Here is a 23,389-nt window from a genome sequence, read left to right as displayed (position 1 = left end):
CCACCTCGGCCCCGCCTCGCCCCGCACCGGATCACCGGTCACGGCGCGGCGGGGCCGTTCCCGTCCTCCGGCAGCCCGGGATCGGTAGCGTTGGGTGCATGCCCACCCTGCTGCACATCGACTCCTCGGCCGACCTCGCACACTCCCGCTCCCGCGCCCTCACCGCGGCCTTCGCCGACGCATGGCGCGCTCGCGGCCCGGAGTACACGGTGGTGCGGCGCGACCTGCACGTCGACCAGCTCCCGCACCTCGAGACGTCGGCGCTGCACTGGGCCGCGGCGGACCGCACGGACGACGAAGCCGTCGCACCCGAGGCGGAGGCGCTCCGGCAGGAGGTCATCGACGAGCTCCTCGCCGCGGACGTCGTCGTGGTCGGTGCGCCGCTCTACAACTACACGGTGCCGTCCACACTGAAGGCCTGGATCGACCGCATCCACGTCCCCGGCATCCTGACCGGCGGCGTGCAGCCCCTCGCCGGACGTCCGGTGGTCACGGTCGTCAGCCGCGGCGCCACGTACGACGCGGGCACCCCGACGGAGGACTGGGACCACGGCTCGCCGGTCCTGCACCTCATCCTCGGCACGGCGCTCGGCATGAAGCTCTACCCGATCACGGTGAGCGCGACCCTCGCCGACCGCCTGCCGGACCTCGCGCCGCTCGCCGAGCACGCCCACGCCGAGTTCGCCGATGCGAAGACCACGCTGGAGCGCCTCGCGGCCACCCTCGGCTGACACCCGGGCCGACTCGCGTCAGGACGCCTTCGTGAGCTGGTGGATGCGCTGCGCGGAGAGCCCGAGCACCGAAGCCACCTCGGCGTAGGTGTACCCGTCCGCCCGCATCCGTGCCACCACGTTCCGTGCGAGCCGAGCTGCCTCGGCCGCGTCCTGGCGGGCATGCTCCGCGAGCTGGCGTGATGTCTCCCACTCGGCCCTCGCATCGTCGGGGAGCGCGAACTCGACGTCGATCAACACGTCGGTTTCCGGAACGTCGAGCGTCAGCGCGACGCACTCGCGCGCCATCCACTCGATGTCCGCGACCCGTCGAGCCTGCGTGACCGCGTCGGCATCAGGGATCTCGATCGACCACCAGCGGCCCTCACGGTGCGCCGTCGCCCGGTACCTCGTGGTCATCGTTCCTCCGTTCATCGCCAACCGTCCGGAGCGTCCGGGAACACCCGGAGCAGTTGTCGCACGACACCGGGGCTGACTTCTCGGTGCCGCGGGAGGACCAGCCTGCCGCCATCTGGCCCGCGCCAGACCTCGTGACTGCCCCGCACCCGGTCGAGCCACCATCCTCGGTGATGGAGGAAGGCGATCACGGTTCGGTGGGGAACGGCTCGCACCATCGTATCAAGCCCTCCTTGTCGGCTCCATCAAGGGTCGCTTGAGTTCGCGCCCTCAGAACGATGATGACAAGGAGCGACCGGCTCGGAGAGCGACGAGCCCTACCTGTGCATCGACGACTCCGGGTCGGCGCCTGTGGAGGAACGGTCAGGCGGGACGGACCTCGTCGGAACGCCCGAGCAGCGCCACGTGGTACGCCGTCTGCGTCAGGGCACTCGCGAGCAGGAACCCCGTCATCGTCTCGATCCCGCCGCTGAACGGCACGCGCGCCGCGACCTCGAACAGCGTCGGCTCGTGCAGGCTGTCGAGCGCCTCGGCGACGTGCCGCGACCGTTCCTCGCGGTGCCGCGCCAGGGCCCGCGCACGCCCGACCACGCCCCGGAAGCGGTACTCGTGCCCGGGGCAGACCTCGAGGTCGTCGTACCGGTCGAGCCGCCCGAGCGACGCCAGGTAGTCGCCGAGCGGGTTCGTCGGGGTTCGCCCGCCGAGCCCGATGCCGGAGTTGATCCGCGGCAGCACGTGGTCGCCGGTGAAGAGCAGCCCGTCGGGCTCGTCGACGAAGCAGACGTGCCCGGTGGTGTGCCCCGGGGTCCAGAGCGCCCGGATCGACCGCCCGGCGACGGGCAGCTCGTCACCGTCCTCGAGCAACAGGTCAGCGGCGGGACGACCGACCCGACCGAGGCCGATGCGCCGGCCGCTCCCCCAGGCCTCGACCACGCCGGCACGCAGGTCCTCCGGGACGCCCCACGTCGCGATGTCGGCGTCGTTCGCCACGGCGTCGTCCCGCTCGCGGTCGAGCGCCTCGACCTCCAGCCGGTGCATCGCGATCCGGGCACCCGTGGCGCTCCGGACGGCAGCAGCAGCCCCGAGGTGGTCGGCGTGCAGGTGCGTCACGGCCACGAGCGACACGTCCTCGAGCCGTCGGCCGATCGACGTCAGCCCGTCGCGGAGTTCGTCGAGCGAGCCGTCGGCACTCCAGCCGGGATCGATCAGGGCGAGTGCACCGTCAGACCCCTCGAGGACGTACACGAGGGTCGCGTCGGGCACCCCGAAACGGAAGGGCACGGCGAGGGTCCAGACACCGGGCCGGACCTGCTCGACGGGCGGCAGGACGCCGTCGCGGAGCGCAGCGGCCTGCACGGGACTGATCGGTTCCGGTGCCGGCGCTGCCGGCGGGGGCACGGTCGTCACGCGTTCCACCCTAGTGACGGGACCCGTCCCGGGCAGGCGAGCCGCGCCTCCAGGCCGACCCATCGGGACACGCGCGGACGCGACCGACAGCGCGGGCCACGGACGCGACCCACAGGGTCGGCCGACCGCCCGAGTAGACAGGTCGCATGGAGATCGCACCGATGCTCGCCAAGGCCGTGCCCGACGTCCCGGACCCCGACAGCGTCACCGGCGGCCTGCGGTACGAACCGAAGTGGGACGGCTTCCGCGGCATCGTGACCATCGACGGCGACGACGTCGAGATCGGCAGCCGGGGCGCGAAGCCGCTCACCCGCTACTTCCCCGAGCTGGTCGACGCGTTCCGGGCGCAGTTCGGCGGACGCGACCACCCGGTGGTGCTCGACGGCGAGGTGATCCTCCGTTCCGGCGAACCCGGTGCGGAACGGCTCGACTGGGAGGCGTTGTCGCAGCGGATCCACCCGGCGGCCTCGCGGATCGCGAAGCTCAGCGCCGAGACGCCCGCACAGTTCGTCGCGTTCGACCTGCTCGAGATCGACGGCTCCGAACTCGTGGACGTGCCGTTCGACGAGCGCCGAGCACGGTTGGAGGAGCTCGCCGCCGAGATGGCCGATCCCTTGTTCGTGACCCGCACGACGCTCGACGTCGACCTCGCCCGCGAGTGGCTCACCACCTTCGAGGGCGCCGGTCTCGACGGGGTCGTCGCGAAGCGCCGCGCGAAGCCGTACGAGCCGGGCAAGCGCTCGATGCTCAAGATCAAGCACCACCGGACGGCCGATGTCGTCGCGATCGGCTACCGCATCCACAAGAGCGGCACCGGGGTCGGCTCGCTGCTGGTCGGGTTGTACGGCGACGACGGCGAGCTGCGGCAGGTGGGCGGCGTGTCCGCCTTCTCCGACAAGCGACGGGTGGCGTTGGTCGAGGAGCTCGAGCTGTTGGTCCTCCGGGATGCGGACGGGAGGCCCGTCACCGGTGACGGGGAACGCTCGCGTTTCTCGTCGGGTCGCGACACGTCGTTCGTCCGGCTGGCGCCGGAACGCGTGCTCGAGGTGCGGTACGACCAGATGGAGGGCGACCGCTTCCGGCACACGGTGCAGTTCGAGCGGTGGCGTCCGGACCGTGAGGCACGCTCGTGCGGCTTCGACCAGCTCGAGGTCCCGACCGCCTACGATCTGCGAGATGTCCTCGACTGAGCACTTGTCCTGTCCGATCAGCGCTCAGTAGGATGAAAGTAGTTAGGCGAACTAGTAACTTCGTCCTCGCGGCCCGGGGCGGCCGCCAGGGGTGAGAACGGAGCGGAACATGATCATCGACGGCATCAGCGACGCACACCGCGGGACCTGGTCGCGACTGACGAGGCTGCACACGGCGAGCGTGACGCTGCCGACGCAGACCACGCGGGTCGTGCAGCCCAAGTTGGTCGGCGACGAGACCAGCGCCGCGTAGCGGTCCGGCCGTTCGGCGGCGTCTTCTTCGCTCAGGCCTTCTTGGCTCGGGACGGTTGCACGCGGGGCGGTTCGCCCGGCATCTTCGGGAAGTCCGGCGGGAACGGCAGCTCCCCTTCGCCGTTCGCCAGGTCGCGGTCCCACCACTCCAGCAGCGGTGCGATCGACCCCGGCTCCTCCCCCATCGACTCCCACGGGTCGCCCGTGCTCGCGAGCCGATCCGGCACCGTGCGGATCGTGAAGGCCTTCGGGTCGGCGGTGTCGAGCTCCTCCCACGCGATCGGGGTCGACACCGCGGCGTGCGGCAGTGCGCGCGGGCTGTAGGCACCCGCCATCGTGCGGTCGCGGTTCGCCTGGTTGAAGTCCACGAAGACGCGCTGCCCGCGCTCCTCCTTCCACCACGCCGTCGTCACCCGGTCCGGCATCCGCCGCTCGAGCTCCCGCGCCGCCGCGATCACCGCGTGCCGGACGTCGAGGAACTCGTGCTCCGGACGGATCGGCGCGAACACGTGCAGGCCGCGATTGCCGCTCGTCTTGATCCACGCCGTCAAGCCCGCCGCCGCCAGGACCTTCCGGAGCTCGTGCGCGATCGGCACCGTGTCGTGGAAGTCGGTGCCCGGCTGCGGATCGAGGTCGATGCGGAGCTGGTCCGGGTGGTCGGAGTCCTCGGCCCGTGACGCCCACGGATGGAACACCACCGTGTTCATCTGCGCCGCCCACACCGCCACCGCCGGCTCGTCGATCACCAGCTGTGGGTGGCTCCGGGCGCTCGGGTAGGTGACCGTCACGGCGCGGACGTACTCGGGCGCACCCTTCGGTGGGTTCTTCGAGAAGAACTGCTCGCCGTCGACGCCGCCCGGGAAGCGCTGCAGGGAGATCGGGCGGTCCCCGTTCGCGCGGAGGAAGGCGTCACCCACGGTGACGAGGTACTCGGCGAGGTCGAGCTTCGTGATCCCGGGCTCCGGCCAGAGCACGCGGGACGGGCTGCTGATCCGGACCTCGCGGTCGCCGTCGGGGCCGGGCACCGTCAGCACCGTCGCTTCGCTCGCCATGCTGGGGAAGCTACACGGGGACGAACACCGGTGTTCCGCGGCGGTCGCGTGCACGATGGGAGCGTGACGGCGTACATCGGAGTAGACCTTGCGTGGGGCCTCGGGTCCGACCGGAAGCCGGCGAACGAGACCGGCCTCGTGGCGATGTCAGCCAACGGGACGATCACCGACGCCGGCTGGGCACGCGGAGTCGACGCCGTGACGGACTGGATCACCGCCCACGTCGGACCGCGCTCCCTCATCGCCGTGGACGCCTCGCTCGTCGTGACGAACCCCACCGGCATCCGCGAGGCCGAACGGCAGGTCGGGCAGCGCTACGGCCGGTGGAAGGTCGCCGCGAACCCGACGAACCTCGCCTCGGCGGCGAGCGCCGGCGCCCGGCTGCTCGAACGCCTGAGCGCGCACGGCATCGGGTACGTTTCGGACACCGGGGCGATGCACGCTCGGACCGGGCCCGTGGCGTTCGAGTGCTACCCCTACACGACGCTCGTCGGCGTCGAGGAGCTCGGCTACGACGTCGAGCGGCCGCGCTACAAGCGGCTCGACCTGCGGGTCCCGGCAGCGGTCGCCCGGGCACGGCGGGCCGAGGCGTTCGACGAACTCGTCCGGCGGCTGCGGCAGACGCCGCTCGACCCACCGCTGCTGCTCGACTCGCACCCGCTGACCGCCGGGCTCGCCGATCCCTCCGGGATCCACGGTCCGACGCACAAGCACCGGGAGGACCTGCTCGACGGCGCCCTCTGCGCCTGGACCGCTGCGCTCTGGGACCGGCACGGCGACGAACGGGTGCAGATCCTGGGAGGTGATCCGTTCCTCCCGGCAGACCCGTTGGACGAGGCGGGGCGGAAGCCCGTCGTGGTGGCGCCTGCGCGCCCGTCGCAGCGGAGGCCGGCAGGCCAGCTTCCTGCCGGACGGCATCCGAGACGATGAGCCTGGGGCGTGTCAGTGGCTGACGGGCGGGTCGTCCGACTCGATCACCTTCGCCAGCAACGCACGCAACGGTCGGAGATTCCCGAGCATCGAACGGCGCGCGGCGTCGTGGTTCTCGGCCGTCGTGGCCTTCTGCCAGTCCAGTGAGATGCCGTACTGAGCGGCGTACTCGCGCCAGAACTCCCGCTGCGTGCGACCGTTGCCCTCCATGAACGGGTGGATGTGGTTGAGAACCGCGAACTGCTGGGTGAGGAAGTCCAGCGGCTGCGTGAGCATGTCGGTATCGTCGCCGACCTCGTCATCAAACCTGGACATTCGGACCGAGATGAGCTCAGGAGCGAGGAACGGCTCCTCGGGGTTCTTCGCAATCCCGTCGAGGCGGTACTCACCAGCCCACTCGTAGACGTCCTGGAACAGGTGAGCGTGGATGCGACAGACTCTCTGCGAGGGAGCGAGGCTCTCGAGTCCCTCGACATCGCCCAAGAGCAGGTCCAGTTCGCGGTCCTGAACTTCGGGCACTTCCAGCGCGGCGAGCTCGTCGCGACTGGTGGCACCGAACTTGTTCCGCAGAACGTAGTTCTCGTCGTGGTAGCCGCCCTCGGGGCGAGCACTCACCGGCGGTGGGCGACGGCCCGGAGTTCCTCGCGGCTGATCTCGCCCTTGGCGAAGCGGTCCATCTGCCGGATCCACTCCGGGTTGTCCTTGAAGCCCTCGAGCCGACCAGAGTGGATGACCGCGGCCACGGCGCGGGATCGCTTCACACGCTCCGCCCCGGTGACGGTTCGAACAACTCGCTTGGCCATGTCCCAATCGTACGCGGCGACGCCCTCCTCCTCCAGAGGACGCGGAAGGTGCGTTTTCCCCCGTTGGCCCGATCCGATGCCAGCGGAGGCCGCGCGGCTAGTCTTGACCGGTGAGCACCACCACCGAACCCCTGCGCATCGGGTTGGTGTCGCTGCACACCTCTCCCGGCGACGAACCCGGCTCCGGCGAGGTCGGCGGCATGAACGTCGTCGTCCGCCACCAGGCCGAAGCCCTGGCCGACCGCGGCCACCACGTCGACATCATCACCCGCCGCTCGGCGCCGACCCAGCCGGACTCGGTGTCGCTCGTGCCCGGCGTCTGCCTGCGGTTCCTGTCCGCCGGACCCGCCGAGCCGGTGCCGAAGGGCGAGCACGACGCCTTCATCGAACCGTTCCGGCACGGGCTCGAGCAGCTCGGACCCTTCGACGTGCTGCACTCGCACCACTGGTTCTCCGGTGCAGCGGCACTGCCCGTCGCCCGCGAGCGCGGCATCCCGCACGTGCAGTCCTTCCACTCGATCGCCGCCGACAGCGACACCCCGCTGTCCGAGGGCGAGCGGCCCGAATCCGCCGGCCGGATGACCGGGGAGCGGATGCTCGCCCGCGAGTCGGACGCCGTCGTGGTCGTCTCCGAGGCCGAGGCCGCAACGGTCCGCGAGCGCCTCGACGGCGACGACGCCCGCATCTGGATCGTGCCGCCGGGCGTCGACGGCTCCGTCTTCCGCCCCGCCGCGAGCGGCGCGCGCAGGCCCGACGTCCCCTACGTCGTCGCCGCGGCACGCGTCCAGCCGTTGAAGGGCCTGGACCTCGCGATCGAGGCGGTCGCCGGCATCAGCCTGGAGGCACGCCCCACCCTCGTCATCGCCGGAGACGCCTCGAGCGAGGCGGGCGACTACGTGGACGAACTGCGTCGGCTCGCCTCCGCGCACGGCATCGCCGACCGCGTGACGTTCATCGGTCCGCAGTCACGGGCCGACCTGGCGTTCCTGTTCCGCGGCGCGGCAGCCGTTCTGGTGCCGTCGCACTCGGAGACGTACGGGCTCGTGGCGCTCGAGGGCTCCGCTTCCGGCGTGCCCGTCGTCGCCGCCGCTGCCGGAGGCCTGCGTGAGGCCGTGGTCGACGGCGAGACCGGGGTCGTGCTCGAGTCGAGGGACCCCACGGTGTGGGCAGCGGAGATCGAACGGATCCTGACGGACTCGGGCTACGCCGCGGGGCTCGCCGCGGCCGGTCGGGAGCACGCGGAGCGGCTCAGCTGGGAGCGGTCGGCGGGCGGGCTCGAGGACGTGTACCGCCGGGTGCTCGGGCGCGCGTGAGTGGGGTGGGCGCCGCGGGCGCTCGGTGCGAGGAAACGTTCTCGGTGCGAGGCCGCGCGGGTCGCACCGAGTACGGAACCCGTCACCACAGTGGCGCCGGGAGCGACACCTCGCACGGTGCGAGGGTGTCGTGATCGACCTCGCCGGGTTCTGGGCAGCGCTCGACGCGGTGCCGGTCGCGGACGACGCCGAGGCGCTGTACGGCGTGTCCACCGAGGACGGCCGGCTGCGGCGCGAGAACCTCACGCGCTACTTGTCGCTCGTCGGTGACCAGGCGGACATGCTGCTCGTCGCGGAGGCCCCGGGCTGGCGCGGCATGACGAACACCGGCGTCCCGTTCACGAGCATGCGGGAGCTCGGGTCCGCGTACCTCGTCCCGCCGGAGCCCACCGCGCCGTGGGAGGCGTCCTCGCGAGTGGTCCAGGCTGCCCTCGCCGACTGGAACGGTCCGCTCCCCGTGGCATGGGCGATCTTCCCGCACCACCCGTTCGCGGCTCCCGACCGGCTGACGAACCGGACGCCACGGCCGTCCGAGGTCCGGGACGGGGCACCGGTCGCGCTCGCGCTGCTCGAGGCTCTCGGCGCTTCGGACGTGCGGGTGGTCGCGGTGGGGCGGAAGGCGCAGGGAGCGCTCGCGCTGGCGGGCATCGACGCGATCGCGGTGCGGCATCCGGCACAGGGCGGCGCGAAGCAGTTCACCGAGCAGCTGCTGGCACTGAACGCCTGACGACCGAGCAGCCGGACGGGCGGGTGCTCAGGCGGAACGGACCTCGACGCCCTTCGCGCTGAGCCGCTCGATCACGTGCGCCGGCAGCGGTGCCGCGGCGTACACCGTGGTGAGTGCCGGCAGGTCGAGCACGTCGTCCCAGTTCTGCGGGTCGTACCGGTCGTCGGAGCCGTCCCACCCGGGGTGCACGTCCTGCAGGACCTCGAGGTCGGTGTCGACCGTCAGCTCCGTCACGAGCGACAGGTGCGACGGCAGCAGGTCGAGGTCGTCGTAGTACTGGCGCGCCCGGTCGTCCTGCCCCTCGACGTCGAGGTCCTCGTCGCGCTGGTCCTCGTCGTCCTCGCCGTCGTACGGTTCGAGCACGTCGAGGTCGTAGCAGAGCACGTCGAGCACGAGGAGCTTCGCGTTGAAGTCGGCGAACTCGATGGGCTCTTCGGTGGTGTTCGACTCGTCGTACATGGCTCGGAGCGTAGCGGCCGGACCCCGTGGGCGTCCGGTGCGGGCGTGTCCCCCAGGACACAGGCGTGTTGCGATCAGCGGGGAGCTTCCTGTGAAGGCGGACAGAATGGTGTCCCCCGGAAGAGGCTGGCGCATGGCCACCACCAACACAGATCGCCCGAAGCAGGAGCAGACAGAGCTCCGGCGGGTCATCGGTCCCAAACTCCTCCTCCTGTTCATCGTCGGGGACATCCTCGGCACGGGCGTCTACGCGCTCACGGGTCAGGTCGCGGCGGAGGTCGGCGGAGCAGCGTGGCTCCCCTTCCTCATCGCCTTCGCCGTGGCCCTGTTGACGGCGTTCTCGTACCTCGAACTCGTCACGAAGTACCCGCAGACCGCCGGTGCCGCGTTGTACGTGCACAAGGCGTTCGGCATCCACTTCGTCACGTTCATCGTCACCTTCATCGTCATGTGTTCGGGGATCACCTCGGCGTCGACGGCGTCGCGTGCCTTCGCGGCGAACCTCGGTGCGGGCTTCGGGATCGAGCTGCCGAACGGGGTCGTGATGCTCATCGCGATGGCCTTCATGCTCATGGTGATGGCGATCAACTTCCGCGGCGTGAGCGAGAGCGTGAAGACGAACGTGGTGCTCACGCTCGTCGAGCTGAGCGGTCTCGTGATGGTCATCCTCATCGGCTTCTGGGCGATCGCGGGCGGCAACGCGGACTTCTCGCGCGTGGTGATGTTCGACACGCCGGAGGACAAGTCGCTCCTGCTCTCGGTGTCGACCGCGACGTCGCTGGCGTTCTTCGCCATGGTCGGGTTCGAGGACTCGGTGAACATGGCCGAGGAGACGAAGGACCCCTCCCGCATCTTCCCGAAGGTCATGCTCACGGGGCTCGGCATCACCGCCGTGATCTACGTGCTCGTGTCCATCTGCGCCGTCGCCGTCGTGCCGATCGGTGAGCTGGCCGGCAACGAGACGCCGCTCGTCACCGTCGTGCAGACGGCCGCACCGGACTTCCCGATCGCCGACCTGCTGCCGTTCATCTCGATGTTCGCCGTGGCAAACACCGCCCTGATCAACATGATGATGGCGTCGCGACTGCTGTACGGCATGAGCAAGCAGGGCGTTCTGCCCGGGTTCCTCGCACGGGTCTCGCCGACCCGCCGCACCCCGTCCACCGCGATCGTCTTCACGACCCTCATCTCCCTGCTGCTCATCGGCTGGGTCTCGCTCGACCCCGACTCCCCCATCGTCGTGGTCCTCGGTGGGACGACGTCGCTGCTGCTGCTCTCGGTGTTCGCCGTCGTGAACCTGTCCGTCCTGGTGCTCCGCCGCGACAAGGTCGACCACAAGCACTTCCGTGCCGGTGTCGTCGTGCCGATCATCGGCGTGGTGACCTGCCTCTGGCTCGTCCTGCCGTTCTCGTCCGGACGTGACCCGCAGCAGTACGAGATCGCCGGCGCCCTGCTCGCGCTCGGCATCCTGCTCTGGATCGTGACGTGGTTCACCCACGGCCGGAAGCAGACCGAGAAGGCGCCCACGGGTCTCGTCACCGAACCGACCAAGGTCCAGCGCTCGTCGCACGACCACGAGCACGAGCACCGGGACGTCTGACCGGCAGAGCGAGCCCTCCGCCACCCCCGATCGGGCGGGTGCGGTTCCCAGGCGGCGCACGTAGCCTCTTCGTGCTCCGCCTGCCCCGCCCCGCCCGAGAGGACCCGCCATGCGCCGCGTCGGCATCACCCTCGCCTCGGTGTTCGGCGCGGGGGTCGTCGCGATCGGCATCGGCGTGATCGTGGTCATCGTCATCGCGGTGAACTCGCTGTCGGGCGCCGCCAAGTCCGCCACCGCCGACGCCACGCCCACCTGTCCGGACGTCGCCACGAAGACGATCGGCGGGATCGTCGTGCCGGCCGGACCGGTCGCCGGCTTCTGTCAGGACCGCCTCGTGAACGCTGCGTCCGTCATCCAGGCCGCCCAGGCGCTCGGCATCGGACCCCACACGCAGGCCGTCGGCGTGATGACGGCGATCGGCGAGTCGAGCCTGGTGAACCTCGACCACGGGGACGCCGCCGGGCCGGACAGCCGCGGGCTGTTCCAGCAGCGGGACAACGGCGCCTGGGGCACGTACGAGCAGCGGATGGACCCGTACACGGCGGCGTCGATGTTCTACGCCAAGCTGGTCAAGGTGCCGGGCTGGAAGACGATGACGCCGACGCAGGTGGCGCACGCCGTGCAGATCAACTCGGACCCGGACCACTACGCGAAGTTCTGGCCCGAGGCCAAGGCCGTGGTCGAAGGCCTGACGGGCGAGACGGTGCCGGACACCACCCCGCAGGGCTGACCCGACCGTCACGACGCCAGGGCGACCGGCCCACCGGGCGCCTCGTCCGCATCGTCGAGTGACACGATCGCGGTCCCACCGGTGTGCACGGCGACCTGCGCACGGATGCGGACGTTCTGCTCGCGGAGCGCGCACTCGCAGGCGTCCACCCACTCCCAGTCGACGGGGACCAGCCGGGACTCGCCCGGTCGTTCCCAGACGAGCACGACCTCGGCCGCGGCGAGCTGGTGGACGACGTCCGCGGCGAGCGCCGCGAAGTCCTCGACGTGTTCGTCGGGTTGCCACGGCAGGTCCGAGATGGGCATCACGAACGAGATCGGGACGGCGCGTTCGTCGAGGAACAGCACCCAGCACTGTCGTGTGATCGGTCGTTCGAGGAGCGCGGTCACGAGGTCCACCACGTCGTCGTCGGTGCGGACTGCGGTGTGGATGAGGCGGTCGAGCATGTCGTTGTCTGGCATGTCCCCAGCGTCGCGGCAGCACACCCTCTGACGGGGAGCCGACCGCCGATCTGTGGACAGTTCCGCAGCCTGCGCCGCCTGTGGAGGAACGGCCTCAGATGCCGTGGGTGATCGCGCTGTCCACCAGGAGGATCGCACCGAAGAACACCGCGACGACCGCAGCGATCCCGACCAGGGCGAACGGCCACGTCAGCAGTCGCCGCACGAGCCGGAGCACGCACACGACCAGCGTGGCGACGAGCACGAGCGCGACGAGCACCGGACCGACGGAGACGACCGCTCCGCCGAACGCCTCGTCGCAGGTGTTGCCCGGTGCCGCACACGAACCGAACGCGAGCGACAGGAACACGATCCCGCCCCCGGCGACGACCGACTCGGCGGCCAACAGGACGAGGAGTGCAGTGGTGGCGACCAGGTCGACGACGCGACGGCGACCTGCCAGGGGGTGTCGCGCCTCCCGTCCGAACGCCGCCGGACCGGACCCGAGCGGATCCGCACCGACCACCGGGGTCTCCATCACACTCGCCGCCCTCGGGTGGACCAGAGCGACGCGGCGACGAGCAGCGGCTGCCCGAAGAGGCGGCCGAGGCGCTTCACGTCCGAGTCGAGACCGAACGCGTCGCGACGGTTCAGCCACTGCGAGAGGTTGCCCGGGAACACCGCCACGAAGAACAGGGCTGCGACGTTCCCGACGATCCGACGGCTCCGACGCGGCGCGAGCACGAGCGCGGCGCCGAGGCCGATCTCCGCGACTCCCGACGCGAGCACGGTGGTGTCCTCGTCGATGGGGACGAACTCGGGGACCTGTGCGCGGAAGTCCTCGCGGGCGAACGTGAGGTGGCTCGTCCCGGCGAAGACCAGGGCGAGACCGAGCAGGACGCGGAGGAAGGAGCGCATGCCCCCATCGTGCCCGTCCGACACGGTCACCGGCCGCCGCTGCCCAGATCGGACACCGGCCCCTCCGGCTCGCTAGATTCGACCGCATGGGAGCAGCCTCGCGGGACCACGAGCCACCCGCCGCCCCCGCGACCTTCGCCGTGCTGCTCGGACCGGTCGCGTTCTACATGGGCATCATCGTGCCGGCTGCGTCGATGCGGCGGCACCTGCTGCTCGGGTTGGCGTTCGGCCTGGTGTGCGTCATCAGCGGGTGGCGTGCGATCGCGATCGCGGGCCGCCGCCGGGCCGTGCGGGTCTGGGCCTGGATCGGGATCGTGATCGGGGCGCTCGGGCTCGTGATGCTCGTGTGGCAGATGCTCGTCATCGTCACCGGAGGCGCGTTCCCGCCACCGTTCTGGTCACCGTACGCACACCGCTGAGCCGCAGGCCGCCCGCGCGCCCGCTCGCCCGTGCCCGCGCGCCCGCCAGTGCCCGCGCGCCCGCGCGCCCGCCTCACCACCCGAGCGTGCCCGGCGCCCCCTTGAACGGTCCGACCACCTTCGAGGTGATCCACCCGCCGTAGAAGTCACCCTCCTGCGCCTGCACCACCTCGCCGCCGACCTCGCACGAGTCCATCGCCGACGGGTAGATCGCCACGCGGTCTCGGAGCGACTCGTACCCCGGCTCCGGGTTCGGGTAGTTCCAGCCCGCCCGCGAGGCCACCACCTCCCCGCCCACCACGTCGAAGTACCGCGCGCGCCCCTTGAACTCGCACATGCTCGAGCCGTTCGCCGGCCGGAGGTCCAGGTCGGCCATCGGCAGGTAGTACACCGGCGGGTGCGAGGTCTCCAGGACCCGCACCGCGTCCGTCGTGTCGGCGATCACGCCCCCGCCGAGCCGGACCACCACGCGCTCGTGCACGGGCTCGACGGCGGGAGGTCGCGGGTAGTCCCAGACGGATTCCTGTCCGGGGCCGGGCTCGTCACGGGTGGGTCGTCGCATGGGTCCCGTCTACCCCTCGAGCCTGCCGGTTCCCCCGTGGCGCGGCGCGGTTGCTGGCGCTGCCGCCGTCGCCGTCGCCGTCGCTGCCACTGCCGCTGGCGCCGACTTCACGGGCCCAGCGACAGTTCACGGGCTCGCCACCGCGTGAACTGTCGCTCACCGCGAAACCCCGCCCGCCCCGCCTCACCTCGCCCCGCGCCGCCCCGCCCGCCCAGCGCCGCCCCGCCCCGCCCCGCCCCGGCCTGGAGGCGCACCACCCGCCCGCCACGCCGCCCGCCCCGGCCGCGGCGCACGCCGGGCGCGGTGCGCACCCCGTGGTCGCCGCCCGAGACTCGGACCCGCGGACAGTTCGCGGCCCGCTCACGCCCGAAAGTGTCCGCCCGCCCGAGACTCGGCACGCACGAACCGCGCCAGGCCGCTGCCGGCGCCGCCGCCGCCGCCGACCGCGCGGCCCGCACCAGCCCAGCCCGCGCGCAACCCCCGCGCAGGGTGCAGAGTGGTCGCGTGACGACGACGACACGCACCCTGTTCCGACGGAAGCCGATCGAGACGATCGACGACGAGACCGGCGCCGAGGACGGCCTGAAACGGCACCTCGGCCTCTGGCAGCTCACCGCGATCGGCATCGGCGGCATCATCGGCGCGGGCATCTTCACCCTCGCCGGCACCGTGGCGAACGGCGTCGCCGGCCCCGCGGTCCTCATCAGCTTCCTCGTCGCCGGTGTCGCGAGCGCCGCCGCCGCCCTGTCGTACGCGGAGTTCGCCGGCCTCATCCCGAAGGCCGGCAGCGCCTACACGTACGGTTACGCGGTGCTCGGCGAGATCGTCGGGTGGTTCATCGGCTGGGACCTGCTGCTCGAGTACACCGCGATCGTGGCGGTGGTCGCGATCGGGATCTCCGGCTACGTCGGCTTCCTGGCCGGTCAGCTCGGCATCGACCTGCCGGCGTGGATGCTCGGCGCGCCGGGCACGGGCGACGGGCACGTGATCGACGTGTTCGCGATCGTGCTCTGCCTGCTCACCGCGTTCGTCCTCACCCGCGGCATCCGGAGTGCCGCACGGTTCGAGTTCGTGGCGGTCGGCATCAAGGTGGCGCTCGTCGTCCTCATCGTGGTGCTCGGCGTGTTCCACATCAACAGCGCCAACTACTCCCCGTACTTCCCGTTCGGCTTCGGTGGCGTCATGACCGGTGCCGCGACGGTGTTCTTCGCCGTGTTCGGCTACGACGCGATGTCCACGGCCGCCGAGGAGTCCACCGACGCCCGGAAGCACATGCCGAAGGCCATCCTGCTGTCCCTCGGGATCTCGATGGTCCTGTACGTCCTGGCGACGCTGGTCCTCACGGGCATGCAGAAGTACACCGACATCGACCCCGCCTCGGGCTTCTCGTCGGCGTTCGCCTCGGTCGGCCTCGGCGGCGTGGCGAACGTCATCGCGATCGGCGCCATCGTCGGCATCGTCACGGTCCTCGTGACCTTCATGCTCGGCGCGAGCCGCGTCTGGTTCTCGATGAGTCGCGACGGCCTCATGCCGAAGTGGTTCGCGAAGACCGACCCGAAGCGCCACGTCCCGACCCGGGTCACGTGGATCCTCGGCATCGCGTCGGCGATCCTGGCGGGCGTGCTGCCGATCGGCGTCGTGGCGGAGCTGACGAACATCGGCATCCTGCTCGCGTTCGTCGTCGTGTGCTCCGCGGTGGTCGTGCTCCGGTACCGCCAGCCCGACCTCGACCGGCAGTTCCGGCTGCCGTTCATGCCGGTCATCCCGATCATCGGCGTCATCGCGTCGCTGTGGCTCGTCACGTTCCTGCAGTGGGAGACCTGGGTGCGGTTCGCGGTGTGGTTCGCGATCGGCCTCGGCGTGTACTTCGGGTACTCGCGGAAGCACAGCAAGCTGGCGACGGGCGAGACGACGGGCAAGCCCATCGGCGGCTGAGGGACTACCCCTCGCGCCGGTGCTTCCCCTTCGCCGCCGTGGGGTCGGCCATCGGGTGGTTCCGGAACCACCGGAGGAGCTCGCGCGCCCGGCTCGTGTCCGCGCTGCGGTCGCCGGCTTCGAGGAACCCGCTGAAGCCCTCGGGCACCTCGACCCCGTCGGACTCGCGGTCGTACGCCATCGACCACTCCGGGAAGCGCCGCGTGTGGATGGACTCCTCGACGAGCAGGCGCACCTCTTCGTGCCGGGGGTCCTCGACGATCCGGGCGTAGGTCGCGATCACCGCGTCGTACGGTCCCTCGAGCAGCTGCATGAATCGGCCGGCCCGGTGCACGAGCAGCCCGCTGAGGCCGTCGGCGGTGTTCCGCTCACGCGCGTGATCGAGGACCGCCTCGAGGGCGTCCTCGTCGAACGGCGCGGACGCCGAACTCATGTAGACCAGTGACTGCAGCATGGGACTCCCTCCGGACGGACCGTGATCGATCCTGCCCGTCCGCGGCCCGTTCCGACGCCCCCAGAACGGGCCGGTGCGTGTTCCGCGGTGTCGGTCGGGACTGGCACGATGGGGTCGTGCCCGCCGCCCCGATGATCGACGCGGTCGACGTCATCCGTTTCGTCGGCCCGCAGGCCTTCGGTCGCGCACGCGACATCGTCCGCGCCGGCCTGGTGGACGATGCGGTCTGGCACGACGACGACGGCACGGTCACCGCGACGGTGTCCGGCTCCGCCGACGACCCGTACGAGGTCCGCATCGAGACCACTCCGGCGCGCGGCGAGTTCGTCCGCCCGGTGCGCAGCACGTGCACGTGCCCCCTCCGCGGCGAGTGCAAGCACGTCGCCGCCGCGCTCCTCACCGTCAACGCCCGCGCCCTCGCGTCGGCAGCCGGCCCACGTCCGGACGCACCGGCTCCGCCGCCACCCCCTGACTGGAGGCACGACCTCGCCCGCCTCGCCGGTGACGACGAGCAGGTGGTCGCCCCGCAGGGCACCCCGATGGGTCTGCAGTTCGAGTTGCGTGACGCGGTGTCGTCGCGCCTCGCGTCCCGCGCGCGAGCAGCGGGCCGAGCGCTGCCGACGGCCTCGCGGTCGGTGCGGCTCGGCGTCCGGCCGGTGACCCGCAGCGACGCCGGCAACTGGGTGCGGGGGCAGCTGACGTGGGGCACGCTCCCGTACTCGATGAACCGGTTCGGCCTCTCCCCCGAGCAGCACGGCTGGTTCCTGCAGTTCGCCGCGCTGCACCGTGCGGGGCAGCTCGCGGGGCTGCCGGGCGAGGCCGACTGGATCACGCTCGACGACTTCGGCAGTCCGCTCCTCTGGCCGTTGCTCGCGCAGGCCCCGGCGCTCGGGATCGCGTTCGTCACCGGCAAGCGCGAGGGCGGCGCGGTCCTCGGCACCGAGGCCCGGGTGCTCCTCGACGCCTCCCGGAACGCCGATGCCGCCCGCCACGACGACGGGCTCGTGATCGGCGCGAGCGCGGTCCTCGACGGCCGGCCCGTGGTCGAGGGCGCGGCGCGGATGATCGGCGACCACGGCCTCTACGTCTTCCGCGAGAGCCCCGAGTTCCACGTCGTGGTCGCCCCGACACCCGCCCCGGTGCCAGAGGACCAGCGCCGCATGCTCGTCGACGGCGCCCAGATCGCGGTGCCGGCGGCCGAGGTGGACGAGTTCCTGGCGGACTGGTCGCCGAAGCTCCGCGGGGCCCTCGGACTCGTCAGCTCCGACGGGTCCGTCGAGCTGCCCGAACGCACCCCGCCGGAGCTCGTGCTCACCGCGACGTTCGAGCCGGCACGGGCTCCGCGGACGGACGACCGCGTCCACCTGCAGTGGCGCTGGCACGTCGACGGCCGGAAGGACCCGGTCGCGCTGCACGGACCGCTGCCGGACCTCAGCGGCCTGCGGGCGGCGGACGACGTGGCCCCTGCCGAACCGGCTGCCGTGGAGCCGGCCGCCCCGGCAGCCGGGGCCGACGACGCGAGCCGAGCCGCGCCTCCAGGCGGTCTGCCCGAGCACGCGCCCGCGGGACCCGGCGGTGGACTGGACTGGTTCGAGGACGGCACCGTCGAGGGCGCCGACGTCGCGGTCTTCGCGAACGAGCTGCTGCAGGAGCTGCCCGGCCTCGGCGTCCGCACCGTGGTGCAGGGCGAGCGCGTCGACTACGAGCGGCTGACCGGGCGGCCGAACATCCGCGTCACGACGATGCCGTCGGAGAAGCACGACTGGTTCGACCTCGGCATCTTCGTCACCGTCAACGGCAAGCAGGTGCCGTTCACGCCGCTGCTCCGCGCACTCGCGAAGCGGGACCGCCGGATGAAGCTCGTCGACAACTCGTACCTGTCGCTCGGCGACCCGGCGTTCGACCGGCTCAAGGAGCTCATCGAGGAAGCGCGCGACCTCGACGAGTGGGAGCCCGACCAGCCGATGACGGTGACGCCGCTGCAGGCCGGGCTGTGGTCCGAGTTCGACCAGCTCGCCGACGAGACCGAGCACGACGAGCGGTGGCAGGCGATCGCGTCCGGGCTGCTCGGCGCGACCGCGCCGGCCGACGTCGCGGTACCCCGGTCCGTGCACGCGGAGCTCCGGCCGTACCAGCACGCCGGGTACGCGTGGCTGTCGTTCCTGCGCTCGCACGGCATCGGCGGCGTGCTCGCCGACGACATGGGCCTCGGCAAGACGCTGCAGGTGCTGGCGATGATCGCGGCCGCGCGGGAAGCGTCGCCGGACGGTCCGCCGTTCCTCGTGGTCGCGCCGACCTCCGTCGTGGGCAACTGGGCGTCCGAGGCGGCGAAGTTCACGCCGTCGCTCCGGGTGACCACGGTGACCGCGACCTCGGTGAAGGACCCGGCGCTCGTGGCCCGAGCGGCAGCGACGTCGGACGTGCTCGTGACCTCGTACGCGCTCCTCCGCCTCGACGCCCGCGCGTACACCGACCTGCCGTGGTCGGCGCTGCTCCTCGACGAGGCGCAGTTCGTGAAGAACCCGCAGTCGCAGACGCACCGAGCGGCCGTCGAGCTCCGTGCGCCGGTGAAGTTCGCGATCACGGGGACCCCGCTCGAGAACGGGCTGACCGACCTCTGGGCGCTGTTCCACGTGGTCGCGCCGGGGCTGCTGTCGTCGTGGTCGCGGTTCGGCGACGACTACGTGAAGCCGCTCGCCTCGCCCGACCTCCGCGGTGCCGCACGCTCGGAGCTCACCGCGCGGTTGCGGCGACGGATCCGGCCGCTCATGCTCCGCCGGACGAAGGAGAGCGTCGCCGCCGACCTGCCGCCGAAGCAGGAGCAGGTCGTCCGGGTGACGCTCGACCCCGCGCACCGGGCGCTGTACGAGCGGACGCTGAACCGGGAGCGCCTCAAGGTGCTCGACCTCATCGACGACCTCGCCCGGAACCGGATGATCGTGTTCCGGTCGCTGACGCTGCTCCGGATGCTGGCGTTGTCGCCGGCGTTGGTGGACGGGTCGTCTGGTCCGGACGATCCGCCGGTGCCGTCCGCGAAGCTCGAACTCCTGCTCGACGAACTCGAACAGCTCGCCGCCGAGGGCCGCCGCGCCCTGGTGTTCAGCCAGTTCACGTCGTTCCTCCGCATGGTCGCCGCCGCACTCGACGAACGGGCCATCGGGTACGAGTACCTCGACGGCTCCACCCGACGACGGCCCGAGGTCATCGACCGCTTCCGGAACGGCACCGCTCCGGCGTTCCTCATCTCGTTGAAGGCCGGCGGGTTCGGGCTGACCCTGACCGAGGCCGACACCGTGTTCGTGCTCGACCCGTGGTGGAACCCCGCCGCCGAGAACCAGGCGGTCGACCGCACGCACCGCATCGGGCAGACGCGATCGGTGAACGTGCAGCGGTTCATCGCGGAGGACACCATCGAGGAGAAGGTCCTCGCGCTCGCGGCGAAGAAGGCCGAGCTGTTCGCCACGATGATCGACGACGACGCGCTGTTCGCCGACGACCTGACGGCCGACGACATCCGCTCGCTGCTGGAGTGATGCCGCCGGCCGGTTGCCGCCGTGGAACTGGTGGGCCGATCGCCGCCGTGGAAGTAGTGGGCCGATTGCCGCCGCACTGCGAAAGTCACGCCGAACCGCGCGATTGCACGGTTCGGCGTGACTTTCGTTGTGCAGAGGGTCGGGCCCGCGGGGACGTGCCCGCCGGGGTCAGTGCCCGAGGGCGTCGATCCGTGCGACCTCGTCGGCGCTCAGCTCGATGCGGGCACCCGCGGCGTTCGACGCGATCCGCTCCGGGTTCGACGACTTCGGGATGACGACGAACTCGTGCGCGACGTGCCACGCGACGATCACCTGGGCCGCGTCGGCGTCGTGGGCCTCGGCGATCGAGACCAGCGTCGGGTCCTGCAGGTTGCTCGCCTTGAAGGGGCTGTAGCCCTCGAGGACGACCCCACGCTCCGACAGCCCGGAGGCGATCGCGGCGTCGAACTCGACCGGGCTCCACTTGATCTGGTTCACGGCCGGGGTGGTGCCGGTCGCGGAGACGAGCTCGTCGATCTGCGCGAGGGAGTAGTTGCTCACGCCGACCGCACGGGTCAGTCCGTCGGCCTGCGCCTGCACGACCTGCTCCCAGACGTCCGGGCGGGCCTCGCCGTTCGGCGGCCAGTGCACGAGCCAGAGGTCGAGGTGGTCGAGCCCGAGCTGGTCGAGGCTCTCCTCGATGGTCTCGCGCACACGGTCGGCGTTGTCCGGCGGCAGCTTGGTCGTGACGAACACGTCGTCGCGCGCCAGGCCGGACGAGGCGATCGCCTTGCCCACCCCGCGCTGGTTGCTGTAGCCGGTGGCGGTGTCGATGTGGCGGTACCCCGCCTCGAGCGCCGAGCCCACCGCTGCGGGGGCGTCGGCGTCCGGGATCTGCCAGGTGCCGAAGCCCAGCAGCGGCATCGACCCCCCGGTGACGGACACGGACGGATTGGCGTAATCGGTCATGCGACTTGTCTACGCCGTCGCCGCCGCCGGGCTCAGAGTGAGGCGGTCCACTCCGCGGTGGTGCGGACGTCGGCCTGTCGCGGGAACACCTTCTCCATGAGGACCCGGTGGACCTCCGGATCGCCGTCGACACAAGCGTCCGAGAGCACCGTGAGGCCGAAGTCGAGGTCGGCCGCCTGCCGGAGGGTGGAGAGCACGACGCCGCTCGTCGCGATGCCCGCCAGGACGAGCTCCCGGACCTCCAGCCCGCGCAGGAGCACCTCGAGGTCGGAGCCGGCGAAGGCACTCACCCGCAGCTTCGTCACGACGATGTCGTCGTCGCCGACGCCGAACGCGGCGTGGATGTCCGTCGCTCCCGCCGGCTGGGAGGCGATGCGCTCCCGCATGCCGCCGAACATCCTGTTCGTGGGGGCGGCCTCGGGAGCACCGGGGCGGAACGCCACGCGGACGAAGACCACGGGGATGCCGCGCTCGCGTGCGGCCGCGACGGCTGCGGTGGCGGCCCCGAGGCCCTCCTCGGTGCCGAGTCGCTCGACGATGCTGTTCTGGTAGTCCATGACGAGGAGTGCGCTGCTCACACGGTGGACGCTACCCGGCGTCGTCGAACCTCCGCCGCGGTCGTCCGCGATGTCCGCGGTCTCCGCCATGATCGGGTGGCGGTCCCCGGCCCGCACCGCAGCACCGGCATCACCCGCAGCACCCGCAGCACCCGCACCATCGCCCCACAGGAGTCCCACCCCGCATGACGTCCCGCCGACGCCGTACCCGCACCACCCTCACGTCCGTGCTCGTCGCCCTGGCCCTCGCGGTCGGCGCCTACGCACTGCACACCACCGGCGTGCTCGCCCCCGATGCCGAAGCCGCTCCGGCGGCGACCGCACCCGCGGCGACGGACGCCCCCACCATCTCGACGGAACCCGGCACGCCGGGGACGAGCCGCGCCTCCAGTCCAGCCGCCGCCAGTCCAACCGCCGGCAGTCCAACCGCCGCCAGTCCAACCGCTGCCGCCGCCGCCCGAGCCGCCCTCGCAGCGCTGCCCGTCAAGGGCAAGGCCCCCGCGACCGGCTACGACCGCGAGGGCGACTTCGGCACCGCCTGGCTCGACGTCGACCGGAACGGCTGCGACACCCGGAACGACGTGCTCGCGCGCGACCTGACCGGCATCACGCGGCAGGGCCCGTGCAAGGTCCTGACCGGCACCCTGGTGTCGCCGTACACCGGCGCGACGGTCGACTTCGTGCGCGGCAACACGACGTCGACCCTCGTGCAGATCGACCACGTCGTCGCGCTCGAGAACGCCTGGAGGACCGGCGCGCAGCAGCTCCCCCAGGCCGATCGGGAGGCGCTCGCGAACGACCCGGAGAACCTCTTCGCCGTCGACGGGCACTCGAACGCGCAGAAGCGCTCGGGCGACGCCGCGACCTGGCTGCCGGCGGACAGTTCGTTCCGCTGCACCTACATCGAGCACCAGGTCACGGTGAAGACGAAGTACCGACTGTGGGTCGCTCCGGCGGAGCACGACGCGATGGCACGCATCCTGAGCAGCTGCTGACCGCTGCGGCTCCTGACGGTCGATTCTGGGCAACAGGTGTAGCCTAAGTCCGTCGATGCGAACGCATCGGCCCGGACTCGCTGCCCCAGCGCGGACCCCTCGCGCTCCGCGCGGACCCCGAGCCCTTCACCGTCGAAGACCTCAGGAGGCCTCCCCCATGACCGGAACCAGCACGACCACCACCCGCTTCACCGACCGCGTCGTCCTCATCACCGGCGGCGGCTCCGGCCTCGGCCGCGCCACCGCCGTCCGACTGGCGACCGAGGGCGCCGCGCTCTCCCTCGTCGACGTCTCCGCCGACGGCCTCGAGGCCTCGAAGGCCGCCGTGCTCGACGCCGCCCCCGACGCGCAGGTCCTCACCACCGTCGCCGACGTGTCCGACGAGGCCCAGGTCGACGCGTACGTCGCCGCGACCACCGAGCGCTTCGGTCGCATCGACGGCTTCTTCAACAACGCCGGCATCGAGGGCAAGCAGAACCCCACCGAGTCCTTCACCGCCGCCGAGTTCGACCGCGTGGTGTCCATCAACCTCCGCGGGGTGTTCCTCGGCCTCGAGAAGGTCCTCGCCGTGATGCGCGAGCAGGGCTCCGGCATGGTCGTCAACACGGCGAGCGTCGGCGGCATCCGCGGCATCGGCAACCAGTCCGGCTACGCGGCCGCCAAGCACGGCGTCGTCGGCCTCACCCGCAACTCCGCCGTCGAGTACGGCCAGTACGGCATCCGCATCAACGCCATCGCACCGGGAGCCATCTGGACGCCGATGGTCGAGAACTCGATGAAGCAGCTCGACCCGGTGAACCCGCGAAAGGCCGCCGAGGAGTTCATCCAGGTCAACCCCGCGAAGCGCTACGGCGAGGCCCCCGAGATCGCCGCGGTCGTCGCGTTCCTGCTCTCCGACGACGCGAGCTACGTCAACGCCACGGTCGTCCCGATCGACGGCGGGCAGTCCGCCAAGTACTGATCGTGCCGGCTCCGACGTGCGGCGCACCTCACGGAGTCCTGCGCGTCGGCCTGGAGGCGCGGCGCACCTCCGCCCCG

At 71.6% G+C, this 23,389-nt stretch carries 27 protein-coding genes; 13 read left to right on the top strand and 14 right to left on the bottom strand.

Annotation, left to right across the window (positions count from 1 at the left end; all coding sequences use genetic code 11):
• Positions 1–98: 98 nt before the first annotated feature.
• Positions 99–731, top strand: a complete 633-nt coding sequence (locus DEJ28_RS06895) for an FMN-dependent NADH-azoreductase (RefSeq protein WP_111114964.1) — start codon at positions 99–101, stop codon at positions 729–731.
• A gap of 18 nt (positions 732–749) precedes the next feature.
• On the opposite strand, the gene DEJ28_RS06890 is transcribed toward DEJ28_RS06895, so the two are convergent.
• The 3 genes from DEJ28_RS06890 to DEJ28_RS06880 form a co-directional block, all read right to left on the bottom strand.
• Positions 750–1,130 (bottom strand): hypothetical protein, encoded by a 381-nt coding sequence (locus DEJ28_RS06890; protein WP_111114963.1) that lies wholly within the window; start codon positions 1,128–1,130, stop codon positions 750–752.
• Between the two features lie 11 nt (positions 1,131–1,141).
• On the bottom strand, positions 1,142–1,345 hold the full coding sequence (locus DEJ28_RS06885; RefSeq protein ID WP_111114962.1) for a type II toxin-antitoxin system HicA family toxin: 204 nt from the start codon (positions 1,343–1,345) through the stop codon (positions 1,142–1,144).
• Between the two features lie 145 nt (positions 1,346–1,490).
• Entirely contained in the window at positions 1,491–2,534 is a 1,044-nt protein-coding gene (locus tag DEJ28_RS06880) for an MBL fold metallo-hydrolase (protein ID WP_181433653.1), read from the bottom strand.
• 146 nt (positions 2,535–2,680) lie between these two features.
• Here DEJ28_RS06880 and DEJ28_RS06875 point away from each other — a divergent pair, with 146 nt between their 5' ends.
• A complete protein-coding gene (locus DEJ28_RS06875; RefSeq protein ID WP_111114960.1) occupies positions 2,681–3,724 on the top strand; it encodes an ATP-dependent DNA ligase in 1,044 nt (347 codons plus the stop codon).
• Between the two features lie 109 nt (positions 3,725–3,833).
• Positions 3,834–3,977, top strand: coding sequence for a hypothetical protein (locus tag DEJ28_RS06870; RefSeq protein WP_181433652.1), 144 nt, complete (start codon positions 3,834–3,836; stop codon positions 3,975–3,977).
• Positions 3,978–4,008: 31 nt separating this feature from the next.
• Here the strand turns inward: DEJ28_RS06870 and ligD are convergent, their stop codons facing one another.
• Complete coding sequence (ligD, locus tag DEJ28_RS06865; RefSeq protein WP_111114959.1) at positions 4,009–5,028, bottom strand: non-homologous end-joining DNA ligase; 1,020 nt, start codon at positions 5,026–5,028, stop codon at positions 4,009–4,011.
• 63 nt (positions 5,029–5,091) lie between these two features.
• Here ligD and DEJ28_RS06860 point away from each other — a divergent pair, with 63 nt between their 5' ends.
• The gene (locus tag DEJ28_RS06860; protein WP_111115064.1) at positions 5,092–5,958 is read left to right on the top strand and encodes a DUF429 domain-containing protein; all 867 of its coding nucleotides are present in this window, start codon (positions 5,092–5,094) and stop codon (positions 5,956–5,958) included.
• Between the two features lie 12 nt (positions 5,959–5,970).
• On the opposite strand, the gene DEJ28_RS06855 is transcribed toward DEJ28_RS06860, so the two are convergent.
• Positions 5,971–6,573, bottom strand: coding sequence for a Fic/DOC family protein (locus DEJ28_RS06855; RefSeq protein ID WP_181433651.1), 603 nt, complete (start codon positions 6,571–6,573; stop codon positions 5,971–5,973).
• Entirely contained in the window at positions 6,570–6,761 is a 192-nt protein-coding gene (locus DEJ28_RS06850; protein ID WP_181433650.1) for an antitoxin VbhA family protein, read from the bottom strand. The genes DEJ28_RS06855 and DEJ28_RS06850 overlap by 4 nt, the downstream gene beginning before the upstream one ends.
• A gap of 110 nt (positions 6,762–6,871) precedes the next feature.
• On the opposite strand from DEJ28_RS06850, the gene DEJ28_RS06845 reads away from it, so the two are divergent.
• Both DEJ28_RS06845 and DEJ28_RS06840 read left to right on the top strand, forming a co-directional pair.
• The gene (locus DEJ28_RS06845; RefSeq protein WP_111114957.1) at positions 6,872–8,074 is read left to right on the top strand and encodes a glycosyltransferase; all 1,203 of its coding nucleotides are present in this window, start codon (positions 6,872–6,874) and stop codon (positions 8,072–8,074) included.
• Between the two features lie 130 nt (positions 8,075–8,204).
• Positions 8,205–8,801 (top strand): uracil-DNA glycosylase, encoded by a 597-nt coding sequence (locus DEJ28_RS06840; RefSeq protein ID WP_258367985.1) that lies wholly within the window; start codon positions 8,205–8,207, stop codon positions 8,799–8,801.
• A 27-nt stretch (positions 8,802–8,828) separates the two neighbouring features.
• Here the strand turns inward: DEJ28_RS06840 and DEJ28_RS06835 are convergent, their stop codons facing one another.
• Entirely contained in the window at positions 8,829–9,260 is a 432-nt protein-coding gene (locus DEJ28_RS06835; protein WP_111114956.1) for a DUF6892 domain-containing protein, read from the bottom strand.
• A gap of 133 nt (positions 9,261–9,393) precedes the next feature.
• On the opposite strand from DEJ28_RS06835, the gene DEJ28_RS06830 reads away from it, so the two are divergent.
• Complete coding sequence (locus DEJ28_RS06830) at positions 9,394–10,860, top strand: APC family permease (protein WP_111114955.1); 1,467 nt, start codon at positions 9,394–9,396, stop codon at positions 10,858–10,860.
• Between the two features lie 109 nt (positions 10,861–10,969).
• Positions 10,970–11,590: a hypothetical protein gene (locus tag DEJ28_RS06825; protein ID WP_111114954.1), complete on the top strand. Its 621-nt coding sequence runs from the start codon at positions 10,970–10,972 to the stop codon at positions 11,588–11,590.
• An 8-nt stretch (positions 11,591–11,598) separates the two neighbouring features.
• Here the strand turns inward: DEJ28_RS06825 and DEJ28_RS06820 are convergent, their stop codons facing one another.
• From DEJ28_RS06820 to DEJ28_RS06810, 3 genes are all read right to left on the bottom strand, one after another.
• Positions 11,599–12,051 (bottom strand): hypothetical protein, encoded by a 453-nt coding sequence (locus DEJ28_RS06820; RefSeq protein WP_146248817.1) that lies wholly within the window; start codon positions 12,049–12,051, stop codon positions 11,599–11,601.
• A 94-nt stretch (positions 12,052–12,145) separates the two neighbouring features.
• Positions 12,146–12,568 (bottom strand): hypothetical protein, encoded by a 423-nt coding sequence (locus DEJ28_RS06815; RefSeq protein ID WP_111114952.1) that lies wholly within the window; start codon positions 12,566–12,568, stop codon positions 12,146–12,148.
• A complete protein-coding gene (locus DEJ28_RS06810; protein WP_111114951.1) occupies positions 12,568–12,948 on the bottom strand; it encodes a DoxX family protein in 381 nt (126 codons plus the stop codon). The genes DEJ28_RS06815 and DEJ28_RS06810 overlap by 1 nt, the downstream gene beginning before the upstream one ends.
• An 86-nt stretch (positions 12,949–13,034) precedes the next feature.
• Between DEJ28_RS06810 and DEJ28_RS06805 the strand changes: the two genes are divergently transcribed.
• Positions 13,035–13,367, top strand: coding sequence for a hypothetical protein (locus DEJ28_RS06805; protein ID WP_111114950.1), 333 nt, complete (start codon positions 13,035–13,037; stop codon positions 13,365–13,367).
• Positions 13,368–13,440: 73 nt separating this feature from the next.
• On the opposite strand, the gene DEJ28_RS06800 is transcribed toward DEJ28_RS06805, so the two are convergent.
• The gene (locus tag DEJ28_RS06800; RefSeq protein ID WP_111114949.1) at positions 13,441–13,929 is read right to left on the bottom strand and encodes a DUF427 domain-containing protein; all 489 of its coding nucleotides are present in this window, start codon (positions 13,927–13,929) and stop codon (positions 13,441–13,443) included.
• Between the two features lie 504 nt (positions 13,930–14,433).
• Between DEJ28_RS06800 and DEJ28_RS06795 the strand changes: the two genes are divergently transcribed.
• Complete coding sequence (locus DEJ28_RS06795; protein ID WP_111117158.1) at positions 14,434–15,864, top strand: amino acid permease; 1,431 nt, start codon at positions 14,434–14,436, stop codon at positions 15,862–15,864.
• Between the two features lie 4 nt (positions 15,865–15,868).
• Here the strand turns inward: DEJ28_RS06795 and DEJ28_RS06790 are convergent, their stop codons facing one another.
• Positions 15,869–16,318: a BLUF domain-containing protein gene (locus tag DEJ28_RS06790; protein WP_258368256.1), complete on the bottom strand. Its 450-nt coding sequence runs from the start codon at positions 16,316–16,318 to the stop codon at positions 15,869–15,871.
• Between the two features lie 116 nt (positions 16,319–16,434).
• Between DEJ28_RS06790 and DEJ28_RS06785 the strand changes: the two genes are divergently transcribed.
• On the top strand, positions 16,435–19,851 hold the full coding sequence (locus DEJ28_RS06785; protein WP_146248922.1) for a DEAD/DEAH box helicase: 3,417 nt from the start codon (positions 16,435–16,437) through the stop codon (positions 19,849–19,851).
• Between the two features lie 168 nt (positions 19,852–20,019).
• Here the strand turns inward: DEJ28_RS06785 and DEJ28_RS06780 are convergent, their stop codons facing one another.
• Both DEJ28_RS06780 and DEJ28_RS06775 read right to left on the bottom strand, forming a co-directional pair.
• On the bottom strand, positions 20,020–20,799 hold the full coding sequence (locus DEJ28_RS06780) for an aldo/keto reductase (protein ID WP_111117156.1): 780 nt from the start codon (positions 20,797–20,799) through the stop codon (positions 20,020–20,022).
• Positions 20,800–20,831: 32 nt separating this feature from the next.
• On the bottom strand, positions 20,832–21,377 hold the full coding sequence (locus DEJ28_RS06775) for a cysteine hydrolase family protein (protein WP_111117166.1): 546 nt from the start codon (positions 21,375–21,377) through the stop codon (positions 20,832–20,834).
• A gap of 164 nt (positions 21,378–21,541) precedes the next feature.
• Here DEJ28_RS06775 and DEJ28_RS06770 point away from each other — a divergent pair, with 164 nt between their 5' ends.
• On the top strand, positions 21,542–22,351 hold the full coding sequence (locus DEJ28_RS06770) for an HNH endonuclease family protein (RefSeq protein WP_111117155.1): 810 nt from the start codon (positions 21,542–21,544) through the stop codon (positions 22,349–22,351).
• 157 nt (positions 22,352–22,508) lie between these two features.
• A complete protein-coding gene (locus DEJ28_RS06765) occupies positions 22,509–23,312 on the top strand; it encodes an SDR family oxidoreductase (RefSeq protein ID WP_111117154.1) in 804 nt (267 codons plus the stop codon).
• Positions 23,313–23,389: the final 77 nt, after the last annotated feature.

The sequence above is a fragment of the Curtobacterium sp. MCPF17_002 genome, assembly GCF_003234115.2.
GTDB lineage: Bacteria > Actinomycetota > Actinomycetes > Actinomycetales > Microbacteriaceae > Curtobacterium.
This window is presented reverse-complemented; position numbering and strand designations above follow the sequence as displayed.